Raw genomic sequence first — 13,266 nt, forward strand, 5'->3', positions numbered from 1 at the left:
ACAGAGGATGGGAGCATGGACGGTACTTCTGCAAGCCCCCGGCAGATGAACGCGCAACAGCGTGCCGCGCATATCCGTGAAGTGGTGCTGGCCGAAGGCGTGCGTCTGCGCCGGCAGCACCCCTGGCTGTCGCATCAGGACGCCCTCGGCGCGGGCATCCTGGCCTTCGCTTTGCTGGGCATGATCGGTTCGGCGGCGCTGTATATCACCGGGTATATGGCCTGGTGGGCGTGCCTGCTGCTCAATGCGTTTCTGGCCTCGTTGACCCACGAGCTGGAACACGACCTGATCCACAGCATGTACTTTCGCAAGCAGCGTGTGCCCCACAACCTGATGATGGGCCTGGTGTGGCTGGCGCGCCCGAGCACCATCAACCCGTGGATACGCCGGCACCTGCACCTCAACCATCACAAGTTCTCCGGCACCGAAGCCGATATGGAAGAGCGCGCCATCACCAATGGCGAGCCTTGGGGCTTTGCGCGTTTGCTGATGGTGGGCGATAACCTGATGTCGGCGTTGATCCGCCTGCTGCGCGCCAACACCTGGGGCCACAAGTTCAAGATCCTCAAGCGCGTTGTGTGGGTCTACGCGCCGCTGGCGCTGCTGCATTGGGGCGCGTGGTATGTCTTCCTCGGCTTCCATGCCGCCAATGGCATCGCCAGCCTGTTGGGCGCGCCGATCGACTGGTCGGCCGGCACCTTGCAGATGATGCAGGTGATCGACATTGCTGCTGTGGTGATCATCGGTCCCAACGTGCTTCGCACGTTCTGCCTGCACTTTGTCAGCTCCAACATGCACTACTACGGCGATGTGGAGCTGGGCAATGTGCTCCAGCAGACCCAGGTGCTCAACCCCTGGTGGCTATGGCCGATGCAGGCGTTCTGCTTCAATTTCGGCAGCACCCACGGGATTCACCATTTTGTAGTGAAGGAGCCGTTTTACATCCGCCAGATGACCGCCAAGGTGGGGCATAAGGTGATGGCCGAGATGGGTGTGCGCTTCAATGATTTCGGCACGTTTGCGCGGGCCAATCGGCTGGAGCCGACTGCGCACGCTTGAAAGAATTATTGCCGAAATGCAGGTGTGGCGAGCCCTAATGCCGTTCAGTTAAGCGCAGATTCCCTGTGGCGAGCAGGCTTGTCCTGCGTTGGGCTGCGCAGCAGCCCCAAAACCAGACGCTGAGCCGTATCAGGTACACCGCGTTTTGCTTGATTGGGGGCGCTTCGCACCCCAACGCGGGGCGAGCCCGCTCGCCACTGGAAGATCAGTTGGACGTTAAAGGTCCATCCGCACAGCTCGCCGGGCTGAACAGCCGCGTCACCAGCAGCATCGCCAGCACCGTCACGGTCAGCACGATCCAGGCGCTGACAAAATGGCCGGTGAGTTCGCGCAGCCAACCGGTCAGCCACGGCGAAATCGCATTGATCAAAAAGCCCACACCCTGCACGAACGCGGCCAGTTGCCCAGCCTGGCGCGGGTCGCGGTGGTGGTCGAGGGTCAGCAGCAGGCTCAGGGCAAAACACGCGCCCAGGCCGAAGCCGCACAGCGCTACCCACAGGTGCGGCAGGGTCTGCGGCGCGAGGATCAATCCCAGATAACCGATGGCCTGCGCCGACAGGCTGATGCCGAGCAGCGGGCGACGGTCGCTGCCACGTTGCGCGAGCACCGGCATCAGCAGCGCGGCGAGCACCTGGAAGATCGTCATGTACGCCAGCAGCGAACCGCTGGGCAGCACGTCCCAGCCCAGTTGCTGATAGTACGCGGGCAGCCAGGCCACCAGACTCATATAGCCACAATTGACCAAACCGAAATACAGCGCCAGCAGCCACGCGCGACGATTACGCAGCCCTTTGAACACCGGTGCCACTTGCGCATTTCTCGCCGCGCCCAGGGGCAACCATGCCCACAACAGCAACGCCCCCAGCGCGGGCAGCAGCCATACGCCAAGCCCCGCCTGCCACTGCTGGAAATGCGTGGCCACCACCGGGCTGAGCAACGCTGCCAGCCCGCCGCCGGCCATCAGCGAGGCCGAGTACACGCCCATCGCCACCGGCACGCGCTGGTGAAATTCACGTTTGATCATTGCCGGCACCAGCGTCTGGATCAGCGCCACCCCCGCGCCGCCCAGCAGCGCCGTCACCAGCAGCGCCGATGCCTGGCCCAGCAGCCAGCGCGCCAGGCATGCCAGCAGAATCATCATCAGGCCCAGGGCGATGCCACGGCGCTCACCCAAGCGCGCCTCCACACGCACCCCCACCAGTGCCACCAGGCCCATGCACACCACCGGCAAACTGGTGAGCAGGGCGCTGCTCTGAAAACTCAGGCCCGTCGCCTGGCGAATCTCGCCGAGCAATGGGCTGATGGAACTGAGGATCGGCCGCAGGTTAAGACCCAGCACCACCAGCAGGCCCCAGCCAGCAAGTCGGCCCGCGAGTGAAGAATTAAGCGCCATGCAGATCCGTCCCTGAACATCAAAAACACCCAGTATGAAGAGCCCGACCCCAACTTGCAGCTTGCAGCTAAAAACTTGATGCTGTCTTTTAGTTATTAATAAATAGCTTCTTATTCCTTAACGGATATAAACCCCGTCCCTATACTGTCCAGCAACGCTAAACGCTGCAGGAGGGCACACCCATGCACAGCGAGTCGATTCGTTACCTGATCGTGCCGGGCTGGCAAGGATCGCCAGAAGATCATTGGCAAAGTCACTGGCAGAACAGCCTGCCCAACAGCGCGCGCGTGGAGCAGGCCGACTGGCTGAACCCGCGCCGCGAAGACTGGGTGGCCGCGCTGGCCGAGGCTATCGCGGCCGACAGCACGCCGGTGATCCTGATCGCCCACAGCCTGGGCTGCATCACCGTCGCTCACTGGGCGGCCACCGCGCCCGTGCACTTTTTGCGGCAGGTGCGCGGTGCCCTGCTGGTGGCGCCGGCCGATGTAGAGCGCCCGGCTTGCGCCCCGGCCCTGCGCAACTTCGCGCCGATTCCGACCGACTTGCTGCCGTTTCCCAGCCAGGTGGTCAGTTCCGACAACGACAGTGCCGTCAGCGCCCCGCGTGCCCTGGAACTGGCCCGCAACTGGGGTGCCGAAGCGGGCATCTTGTCCGGTGCCGGGCATATCAATGTGAAGTCTGGTCACCGGCGCTGGGAGCAGGGCTTCGCCTACCTCTATCGCCTGCAAAGTCGCCTCGAGCACCACGCCCGGCGTAGCGCATAAATTTTTCAACGCCCCGTCCCTGAGTGGATTGGGGCGGGAGCCTGCCATGAGTCTGCATGAAACCTTCGGCCAGCCACTGCTGACCTTCCCCGACGCCGAAAAGAGCCCGCTGAGCATCCGCGCCAAGGCACTGGTGTTTGTCGACCCACGTTCACGGCAATTGCGCGAAGACCTCGAAAGCCTGGCCCCACGCGCCTTGCCCGTGTTGATTCGCGGCGAGACCGGCAGCGGCAAGGAGCTGCTGGCGCGGCATATCCACCGAGGCAGTGATCGCAGCGGGCTGTTTGTGTCGGTCAACTGCGGCGCGATCAGCCCCACCTACGCCGATGCCGAATTGTTCGGCTATGCCGCCGGCAGCCACAGCGGCGCAGTGAGCAGCCGCGCTGGCTGGTTTGGCTCGGCCAATGGCGGCACCTTGTACCTGGATGAGATCGGCGACCTGCCGCTGCCGATCCAGGTCAAGTTGCTTGCGGCCCTGGAAAACCATGAAGTCACCCGCGTCGGTGCCCAGCAGCCAAGCCCGGTGGACGTGCGCCTGGTGGCGGCAACCAGCATCGACCTGGCCCAGGCCGTGGCGGCCGGAAAATTCAATGAGCGGCTGTTTCATTACCTGAGCGAAGGCAAGCTGGAGTTGCCGGCGCTGCGCGAGCGGGTGGGCGACATCCTGTCCCTGGCCGAATATTTCCTCGGCATCTACAGTCAACGCCTGGAGTTGCCGGTGCCGCTGATCAGCGAAGCGGCCCAGCGCGTGCTGGAGCAGCACAGCTGGCCCGGCAATACCCGTGAGCTGGAAAACGTTATTCACTTCGCGTTACTGGTGAGCAGCGGCGATGAGATCCTGCCGGAGCATTTGAACCTGCCGGTGGCCGGTTCTGCACTGGAACAAGTACGACGGATTTACCAGAGCGCCGGCCCTGCCGAGCAGGAAACCCTGCTGAAATTCCTGCATGAGCAAAATGGAATATCAACGTGAATAAAAGATATTGTTCGGGAATAAAAAATATCGGTATTGTCCGCTTCACGCCGCGATAGCACATCGCTGGCACCTTACATAAAAACGGTCGTCAGAGACGCCCCGCACTTTCGATTAAGGACACTGCATGAAAAAGGTTTTGCTGTTTACCGCATTGGCGGCTGCCCTGACCGCCGGCTTCGCCCAGGCCAACGAGAAACTGGTGGTGGCCGCGACGCCGGTGCCGCATGCCGAGATCCTCGAGCTGGTCAAGCCGACCCTGGCCAAGGAGGGCGTGGACCTGCAGGTCAAGGTCTTCACCGACTACGTACAGCCCAACGTGCAAGTGGCCGAGAAGCGTCTGGACGCCAACTACTTCCAGACCCTGCCGTACCTGGAAAACTTCAACAAGGGCAAGGGCACCAATCTGGTCACCGTGATCGGCGTGCACGTTGAACCCTTCGGCGCTTACTCGAAAAAGATCCAGAAAATCGAAGACCTCAAGGACGGCGCCACCGTTGCCATCCCGAACGAGGGCTCCAACAGCGGCCGTGCCCTGCTGCTGCTGCAAAAGAACGGCGTGATCACCCTGAAAGACCCGACCAATGCGCTGTCCACGCCAAAAGATATCGCCAGCAACCCGAAACACCTGAAGTTCCGCGAGCTGGAATCGGCACTGCTGCCACGCATGCTCGACCAGGTTGACCTGGCGCTGATCAACACCAACTACGCTCTGGAAGCCGGCCTCAACCCGGCCAAGGACGCGCTGATCATCGAAGACGCCAAGTCGCCGTACGTGAACTTCCTGGTAGCCCGTCCGGACAACAAGGACAGCGACGCCATCCAGAAACTGGCCAAGGCGCTGACCAGCCCGGAAGTGAAAGCCTTCATCGAGAAAAAATACGGCGGCGCGGTCGTGCCGGCGTTCTGATGTAACGCAAAACCCCTTCAAGGTTTCAACGCCGACGGCTTCTACAGCGTCGGCGTTTTTTTGTTTAAGACCCAATCAAAACTGTGGGAGGGGGCTTGCTGCCGATAGCGGCGTTCCAGTCACTCAAGTAATAACCGAGACACCGTCATCGGGAGCGAGCCCCCTCCCGCTTTTATCCTCGGCACCCTGCCAACGTTTCTCAAAGTCGTGGGCGTGACGTTGCAAGTGGGCCTGATCGCCATTGCCACTTCCCTGCTGGTAGCGCTGATCAACGCCGCGCTGCTGGTGTTTCGCACGCCGTATCTGGCGCGCCTGGTTGCGTGGTATGTGGAGCTGGCGCGCAACACGCCGCTGCTGATCCAGCTGTTTTTTGTGTACTTCGCGCTGCCGGCCGGGCGTGGCGATGCGTATGCCCAGGACAACCTGGTGCTGTTCAGCTGGGCCAAGCAGAACCCGGGCTACCGCGTGCTGGACGAGAAACTCGGTGATGAAGCGCCGATTGCACCGGCGGTGAAGAAGGGCAATATCGAACTGCGTGACTGGGTGAATGTGGAGTTGGCCAAGCTGGGCGAGGAGAAGTTTTTGCTCAAGCTGTACGACCAATATGTGCGCAAGGAATTGAGCGATGACACCAAGCCTGAGAGTGTGATTGTCGAAGGCGGCAAGTGGCAGGGCTGATTATTCATTGATGGTCATGGCCCCATCGGGGGCAAGCCCCCTCCCACATTTGACGGTATTCACACATCAGAATCTGTGAACCCGATCCAGTGTGGGAGGGGGCTTGCCCCCGATAAGGCCGGTGCATGCCAAGACTAGTCCGGCCAATGCCACGCCGGTGCATCCAGCATCCCTTGCCCGACAATTTGCGTCTGCCCCATCACCTTCTCCAGCACAATCGAGTTACACCCCTCATCCTGCTCCAGTGCGGCAATCAACCGGCTGGCATGGGACACCACCCACACCTGGCACTGCTGCGATGCCTGAATGATCAGGCGCGCCAACGCCGGCAGCAAATCCGGGTGCAGGCTGGTTTCCGGCTCGTTCAGCACCATCATGCTCGGCGGCCTGGGTGTCAGCAGCGCGGCGATCAGCAGCAGATAGCGCAAGGTGCCGTCGGACAACTCAGCCGCCGACAATGGCCGCAGCAACCCTTCCTGATAAAACTCGATGGCGAAGCGTCCACCCTGTAACGGCTCGATATTCAGCCGCGCACCGGGAAATGCATCACTGATCGCGTGCTGCAACGCCTCGGGGTCGCCGATCTCGCGAATGGTCTGCAACGCGGCCGCCAGATCGCGCCCGTCGTGATGCAGCACCGGTGTCCGCGTGCCCAGTTGCGGCTGGCGTACCGGCGCATCCACGTCACTGCGAAAGTGATCATAAAAACGCCAGCCGCGAATACTCTCGCGCAGCAGCAACACCTCCGGCGAGCCGCGCAAATTACCGACCTGGTCGAACAGGCTCTGGTAATTCGGCGTGTGCTGGGCCAGCACATCCCAGGCGCGGCCGTCACGGGCGCGCACCATTGGCCCGGAGCGCTGCACCAGCAGGCTGGCCGGGCGGTAAATATGCCCGGCCCAGATGCATTCCTTTTTCACTTGCGGGTCCAGCGAGAAATACGACGCGCTGGGTTCAGGCAGCCCTAACGAGATGGCATAGCTGAAGTCTTCGGCGGCAAAGCCCAGGCGCAGGCGTTTGACGCCCTGGCGTACGGTGGGCTCGACCGCCACCTCGCCATTGCGCATGCGCCGGCTGATAGTCTGCGGCCCGGCCCAGAATGTGGAATCCAGCCCACCCTCGCGGGCCAGTGCATTGATCACCCCGCCCTGGGCGGTTTCGGCCAGCAGGCGCAACGCTCGATAGAGGTTGGATTTGCCGCTGCCATTGGCCCCGGTGATCAGGTTCAAGCGATCAAGCGGCACCACCAATTTATTGATCGAGCGGTAATTGGCCACCGCGAGGGTCTTGAGCATGGGGATTCATTCGGCTTGGGAACCATCGGAGTATGTAAGCCTCCATGCAGATAAGGAACCCTGAACTACGCTCACAGTCGCATACTCACTGGCAAGTCGGCATCACGCAAAAGGAGCCTGCATGGGCGGTCGTATTTCCACCTGTATTTTCGGATTTGGCCTACTGGCGCTACTGAGCGGCTGTAGTGAAGAAAACGCCGAGCCCAAGCAGCATTCCCGGGTCTTTGTGCAAACCGTTGCGCCGGCGGATTTCGCTGCAGCGGTGACCCTGACCGGTGATATCCAGGCCCGTGTACAGACCGACCTGTCCTTTCGCGTGGGCGGCAAGATCATCCAGCGCATGGTCGATGTGGGCGATCGCGTCACGGCCAAACAAGTGCTGGCCAGGCTCGATCCCAAGGATCTGCAGACCAACGTCGATTCGGCCCAGGCCCAGGTGGTCGCCGAGCAGGCGCGGGTCAAGCAGACCGCCGCCGCCTTCGTGCGCCAGGAAAAACTGCTGCCCAAGGGCTACACCAGCCGCAGTGAATACGATTCGGCCCAGGCCGCCTTGCGCAGCAGCCAAAGCGCATTGGCCGCCGCCCAGGCGCAGTTGGCCAACGCCCGCGAACAACTGGGCTACACCGCGCTGATAGCTGACGCCCCCGGTGTGATTACCGCGCGACAGGCTGAGGTGGGCCAGGTGGTGCAGGCCACGATGCCGATTTTCAGCCTGGCCACCGATGGCGAGCGCGATGCCGTGTTCAACGTCTATGAGTCGCTGCTGGGGCAGCCTGCGCCACAGACGCCGATCACCGTGAGCCTGCTCGACAACCCGAGCATTCAGGCCGTGGGCAAAGTGCGTGAAGTCACCCCCGCCGTGGCTGCCAACACTGGCACCGTGCAGGTCAAGATTGCCCTGCAAAGCCTGCCCAAGGGCATGCAACTGGGTTCGGTGGTGAGCGCGACCGCCAAGGGCAAGGCCGCGCCCAGTGTCGAGCTGCCCTGGTCGGCCCTGACCAAAGACATCAACGACCCCGCCGTATGGCTGGTCGACGGCGACGGCAAGGCGCAGTTGCACAAGGTCAGCGTGGCGCGCTACCTCACCGGCAAAGTGATCATCGGTGACGGCCTCAAGGGCGGCGAAAAAGTCGTGGTGGCGGGTGGGCAGTTGCTGCATCCCGGCATGCTTGTCGAGATTGCCCAGCCAGGAGCGCAGCCATGAAGCGCCTGACCGCTCTGCTGGCCGCCAGCCTGTTGCTGACGGCCTGTTCCAAGGAAGAAGCGCCGCCCGAGCCGGTGCGCCCGGTGCTGTCGATGCAAGTGAAGGCTGAAGACCAGGAAACCTTAGGCCGCTTCGCCGGCACCATCCAGGCCCGCTATGAAAGCAACCTCGGCTTTCGCGTGCCCGGCCGCATTGCGCGGCGCGCCGTGGACGTGGGCGCCGAAGTGGAGAAGGGCGCCCTGCTCGCCGTGCTCGACCCCACCGATCAGCAAAACCAGCTGCGCGCCGCCCAGGGCGACCTCGCCCGCGTGCAGGCGCAATACATCAACGCCCAGGCCAACGCCCGTCGGCAGCAGGAACTGTTCAACCGCGGCGTCGGCGCCCAGGCCCAGTTGGACGTGGCGCAGACCGACCTGAAAACCACCCGCGCCACCCTTGAGCAAGCCCAGGCCTCGGTCAACCAGGCCAGGGACCAGCTCAACTACGCCGAACTGCGCACCGACCACGCCGGTATCGTCACGGCCTGGAACGCCGAGGCTGGCCAGGTGGTGACGGCCGGCCAGCAAGTGGTGACCCTGGCCCGCCCGGACATCAAGGAAGCGGTGATCGACCTGCCGGCGGGCCTCGCCGAGCGTCTGCCGGCAGACGTGGTGTTTCTGGTGGCCGGGCAGCTCGACCCCGGCGTCAATACCACCGCCGTCGTGCGCGAGATCGAACCCCAGGCCCAAAGCGCCACGCGCACCCGTCGCGCGCGCCTGACCCTGGCCGAGACACCGCCCGCCTTTCGCCTGGGCACGGCGATCAGCGTCACATTGAGCAGCGCCATTGCGCCGCGTATCGAGCTGCCCCTGAGCGCCTTGCAGGAGGTCGACGGCACCACCCGCATCTGGCTGCTCGACACCCAGAGCCAGACGGTGCAGCCGCGCGATGTCACGGTGCTCAGCCGTGACAGCGACAGCGTCTTGCTCAAGGGCGGGGTCAAGCCCGGCGAGCGCGTCGTCACCGCCGGCGTGAACAGCCTGAAACCTGGGCAGAAAGTCAAAATCGACAAGGACAGCCCGCGATGAAACGCAGCTTCAACTTATCCGACTGGGCCCTCAAGCATCAGTCCTTCGTCTGGTACCTGATGTTCGTCGCGCTGCTGATGGGCGTGTTCTCGTACATGAACCTGGGGCGTGAGGAAGACCCTTCGTTCACCATCAAGACCATGGTGATCCAGACCCGCTGGCCGGGCGCGACCCAGGAAGAAACCCTCAAGCAGGTCACCGACCGCATCGAGAAAAAACTCGAAGAACTCGATGCCCTCGACTACGTGAAAAGCTACACGCGACCGGGCGAGTCCACGGTGTTCGTGTTCCTCAAGGACACCACCAGCGCCAGGGACATCCCGGACACCTGGTACCAGGTGCGCAAGAAGATCGACGACATTCGCGGCAGCTTCCCTCAGGGCTTGCAGGGGCCTTCGTTCAACGACGAGTTCGGTGACGTGTTCGGTTCGGTGTATGCCTTTACCGGCGACGGCCTGTCGATGCGCCAGCTGCGCGACTATGTGGAGCAGGTGCGTGCCGAGATTCGTTCGGTGCCGGGACTGGGCAAGGTCGAGATGATCGGCCAGCAGGACGAAGTGATCTACCTCAATTTTTCCACGCGCAAACTGGCCGCCCTCGGGGTTGATCAGCGCCAGGTTGTGCAAAGCCTGCAATCGCAGAACGCGGTGACCCCCGCCGGTGTGATCGAGGCCGGGCCGGAGCGGATTTCCGTGCGCACCTCCGGGCAGTTCGCCTCGGAAAAGGACTTGGCCAACGTCAACCTGCGCCTCAATGACCGCTTCTACCGTTTGGCCGATATCGCCGAGATCAGCCGCGGATACGTCGACCCCGCGCGGCCGATGTTCCGCTTCAACGGTAAACCGGCAATCGGCCTGGCGATTGCCATGCAGAAGGGCGGCAATATCCAGTCGTTCGGCAAGGCGCTGCACACGCGCATGGACGAGCTGACCGCCGACCTGCCGGTGGGCGTGGGCGTACACAAGGTGTCCGACCAGGCTGAGGTAGTGGAAGAGGCCGTCGGCGGTTTCACCAGCGCGTTGTTCGAAGCGGTGATCATCGTGCTGGTGGTAAGCTTCATCAGCCTGGGCATGCGCGCGGGCCTGGTGGTGGCGTGTTCGATTCCGCTGGTGCTGGCGCTGGTGTTCGTGTTCATGGAATACAGCGGCATCACCATGCAGCGCGTGTCGCTGGGCGCGCTGATCATCGCCCTCGGCCTGCTGGTGGACGACGCGATGATCACCGTGGAAATGATGATCACGCGGCTGGAAAAAGGCGAAACCAAGGAGCAGGCGGCGACCTACGCCTACACCTCCACCGCCTTCCCGATGCTCACCGGTACGCTGGTGACCGTGGCCGGCTTTGTGCCTATCGGCCTCAACGCCAGTTCGGCAGGGGAATACACCTTCACGCTGTTCGCGGTGATTGCCGTGGCCATGCTGGTGTCGTGGGTGGTGGCGGTGCTGTTTGCGCCGGTGATCGGCGTGCATATCCTCAGCGCCAATGTGAAACCGCACAACGGTGAGCCGGGACGCATTGGCCGTGCCTTCAACGGCGGCATGCTGTGGGCGATGCGTAATCGCTGGTGGGCCATCGGCATCACTGTGGGGCTGTTCGTGGCGTCGGTGTTTTCCATGCAGTTCGTGCAGAACCAGTTTTTCCCGTCGTCGGACCGCCCGGAAGTGCTCGTCGACCTGAACCTGCCGCAAAACGCCTCGATCAACGAAACCCGCAAGACCGTCGACCGCCTCGAAGCGATCATCAAGGACGACCCGGATATCGCGCGCTGGAGCACCTACATCGGGCAGGGCGCGATCCGTTTCTACCTGCCCCTCGACCAGCAACTGGAAAATCCGTACTACGCGCAGTTGGTGATTGTCAGCAAAGGCCTGGAAGAACGTGGCGCGTTGATCGCGCGTCTGCAAAAGCGCCTGCGCGATGACTTTGTCGGCATCGGCAGCTATGTGCAGCCGCTGGAAATGGGCCCGCCGGTAGGGCGGCCGGTGCAGTATCGCGTGTCGGGCAATGACACCGACCAGGTGCGCAAGCACGCCATCGAACTGGCGACCCTGCTTGACCAGAACGATCACCTGGGCGAGATCATCTACGACTGGAACGAGCCGGGCAAAGTGCTGCGTGTCGACATTGCTCAGGACAAGGCGCGGCAACTGGGGTTGTCGTCGGAAGACGTGGCGCAGTTGATGAACAGCGTGGTCAGCGGTGCCTCGGTGACCCAGGTGCACGACGACATCTACCTGATCAACGTGGTCGGCCGCGCCGAAGACGCCGAACGCGGCACGCCGGAAACCCTGCAGAACCTGCAGATTGTCACGCCCAACGGCACCTCGATTCCGCTGCTGGCGTTCGCCACCGTGCGCTACGAGCTGGAGCAGCCGCTGGTGTGGCGCCGCGACCGCAAGCCGACCATCACGGTCAAGGCCTCGGTACGCGATGAGATACAGCCCACCGACCTGGTCAAGCAGCTCAAACCCGAGATCGACACGTTCAGCGCCGGCCTGCCGGTGGGCTACAAGGTCGCCACCGGCGGCACCGTGGAAGAAAGCGGCAAGGCCCAGGGCCCGATTGCCCGCGTGGTGCCGCTGATGCTGTTCCTGATGGCGACCTTCCTGATGATCCAGTTGCACAGCGTGCAGAAGATGTTCCTGGTGGCCAGCGTGGCCCCTCTGGGGCTGATCGGCGTGGTGCTGGCGTTGATTCCCACCGGCACGCCCATGGGCTTTGTGGCGATCCTCGGCATTCTGGCGCTGATCGGTATCATCATCCGCAACTCGGTGATTCTGGTGACGCAGATTCACGAATATGAAGTGGCCGGCTACACGCCATGGGATGCGGTGGTGGAAGCCACCGAGCACCGGCGCCGGCCGATCCTGCTCACCGCTGCGGCAGCCAGCCTGGGCATGATCCCGATTGCGCGGGAAGTGTTCTGGGGGCCGATGGCTTACGCGATGATTGGCGGGATTATCATTGCCACGCTGCTGACGCTGCTGTTTTTGCCGGCGCTGTATGTGGCCTGGTACAAGATCCGTGAGCCGAAGCAGGACCAGCAGGAAAAACGCGGTTAAAAATGTGGGAGGGGGCTTGCGCCCGATAGCAGTGGGTCAGCCACCCGATTATTTGGCTGACCCACTGCTATCGGGAGCAAGCCCCCTCCCACAGTTTCAATCGGCGGAGAGTTTGCAGCCAGTGTTCATCCTGGATTCCACGACCATGAAGCAACGCTGACCTCAAACCATATGGGCAACCCAATGTGGGAGGGGGTGGTCTTAAGGCTTGCGCCAGACACTCGCCAGCCACGGTTGCTGGTCGCGGGGTAGCCCGGCCGGGCGGTAGTAATGCTCCAGTTCCACAAACCCGGCGGTGGTCAGCAACGATTGCCACGCCTCCAGGTCGTGATAGGCACCATAGCGCGGCCCATTCCAGCCTTCACGGTTGTCCCCGCGTGGATTGGAGCTGAACAACACACCGCCCGGTTTCAACGCAGCCTGCAATTGCTTGAGTACGCGCGGTAATTCCTGCTTGGGAATATGAAACAGCACCGCGTTGGCGAAGATCCCGTCGAAGCGTGTGGCGGGCAGGTCGAGCTTGAGGAAATCCTGCTGGTAGACCTCGCAGCCACTGTCCTCGCGCGCCATCTGCGCAAAGCGCTCGGAGCCGTCCAGGCCTACGGCGACATGCCCCATGCGCGTAAACGTCTGCAGATCGCGCCCCGGCCCGCAGCCGAAATCCAGCACGGTAAACGGCGCCTCGCCCTGAATATGGCGCAGCAGCGCATCGATGTTCTGGCTCACATCGTGGTCGCGGGTGCCTTCGCGAAAGTCCTCGGCCACCTGGTTGTAGTGGCCCAGGGTGGTGGAGGTGATCTGGTTGAGGTCTTCGGGCTTGAGGGGCATGTGCGGCGGTACCGGGTGCTGAGAGGCCTCGAC

General features: G+C 62.8%; 11 protein-coding genes. 8 read left to right on the forward strand and 3 right to left on the reverse strand.

Features of this window, described 5'->3' with window-relative positions; all coding sequences use genetic code 11:
- Positions 1-15: 15 nt before the first annotated feature.
- A complete protein-coding gene (locus tag LUB09_RS11890; RefSeq protein ID WP_209987194.1) occupies positions 16-1,059 on the forward strand; it encodes a fatty acid desaturase in 1,044 nt (347 codons plus the stop codon).
- A gap of 205 nt (positions 1,060-1,264) precedes the next feature.
- Here the strand turns inward: LUB09_RS11890 and LUB09_RS11895 are convergent, their stop codons facing one another.
- Complete coding sequence (locus LUB09_RS11895; RefSeq protein WP_209987197.1) at positions 1,265-2,452, reverse strand: CynX/NimT family MFS transporter; 1,188 nt, start codon at positions 2,450-2,452, stop codon at positions 1,265-1,267.
- A 182-nt stretch (positions 2,453-2,634) separates the two neighbouring features.
- On the opposite strand from LUB09_RS11895, the gene LUB09_RS11900 reads away from it, so the two are divergent.
- From LUB09_RS11900 to LUB09_RS11915, 4 genes are all read left to right on the forward strand, one after another.
- Entirely contained in the window at positions 2,635-3,216 is a 582-nt protein-coding gene (locus tag LUB09_RS11900; protein ID WP_231422654.1) for an alpha/beta hydrolase, read from the forward strand.
- 46 nt (positions 3,217-3,262) lie between these two features.
- Positions 3,263-4,189 carry a sigma 54-interacting transcriptional regulator gene (locus LUB09_RS11905; RefSeq protein WP_231422655.1) on the forward strand — a complete coding sequence of 309 codons (927 nt, stop codon included), beginning with the start codon at positions 3,263-3,265 and terminating at the stop codon, positions 4,187-4,189.
- A gap of 127 nt (positions 4,190-4,316) precedes the next feature.
- Positions 4,317-5,099 (forward strand): MetQ/NlpA family ABC transporter substrate-binding protein, encoded by a 783-nt coding sequence (locus LUB09_RS11910; protein WP_209987204.1) that lies wholly within the window; start codon positions 4,317-4,319, stop codon positions 5,097-5,099.
- Positions 5,100-5,246: 147 nt separating this feature from the next.
- On the forward strand, positions 5,247-5,777 hold the full coding sequence (locus LUB09_RS11915; protein WP_231422723.1) for an ABC transporter permease subunit: 531 nt from the start codon (positions 5,247-5,249) through the stop codon (positions 5,775-5,777).
- A 134-nt stretch (positions 5,778-5,911) separates the two neighbouring features.
- On the opposite strand, the gene LUB09_RS11920 is transcribed toward LUB09_RS11915, so the two are convergent.
- The gene (locus LUB09_RS11920; RefSeq protein WP_231422656.1) at positions 5,912-7,072 is read right to left on the reverse strand and encodes an AAA family ATPase; all 1,161 of its coding nucleotides are present in this window, start codon (positions 7,070-7,072) and stop codon (positions 5,912-5,914) included.
- A 121-nt stretch (positions 7,073-7,193) separates the two neighbouring features.
- Here LUB09_RS11920 and LUB09_RS11925 point away from each other — a divergent pair, with 121 nt between their 5' ends.
- Genes LUB09_RS11925 through LUB09_RS11935 form a run of 3 tightly spaced genes read left to right on the forward strand, consistent with a single transcriptional unit; the run spans position 7,194 to position 12,405 of the window.
- Entirely contained in the window at positions 7,194-8,276 is a 1,083-nt protein-coding gene (locus LUB09_RS11925; protein ID WP_231422657.1) for an efflux RND transporter periplasmic adaptor subunit, read from the forward strand.
- Complete coding sequence (locus tag LUB09_RS11930) at positions 8,273-9,343, forward strand: efflux RND transporter periplasmic adaptor subunit (protein WP_231422658.1); 1,071 nt, start codon at positions 8,273-8,275, stop codon at positions 9,341-9,343. Before LUB09_RS11925 ends, LUB09_RS11930 begins: the two co-directional genes overlap by 4 nt.
- On the forward strand, positions 9,340-12,405 hold the full coding sequence (locus tag LUB09_RS11935) for an efflux RND transporter permease subunit (RefSeq protein WP_209987216.1): 3,066 nt from the start codon (positions 9,340-9,342) through the stop codon (positions 12,403-12,405). Before LUB09_RS11930 ends, LUB09_RS11935 begins: the two co-directional genes overlap by 4 nt.
- Positions 12,406-12,606: 201 nt before the next feature.
- On the opposite strand, the gene LUB09_RS11940 is transcribed toward LUB09_RS11935, so the two are convergent.
- Entirely contained in the window at positions 12,607-13,233 is a 627-nt protein-coding gene (locus LUB09_RS11940; RefSeq protein ID WP_231422659.1) for a class I SAM-dependent methyltransferase, read from the reverse strand.
- Between the last annotated feature and the right edge of the window lie 33 nt (positions 13,234-13,266).

Origin of the sequence: Pseudomonas sp. Leaf59 (assembly GCF_920984685.1) — a bacterium.
Lineage (GTDB): Bacteria > Pseudomonadota > Gammaproteobacteria > Pseudomonadales > Pseudomonadaceae > Aquipseudomonas.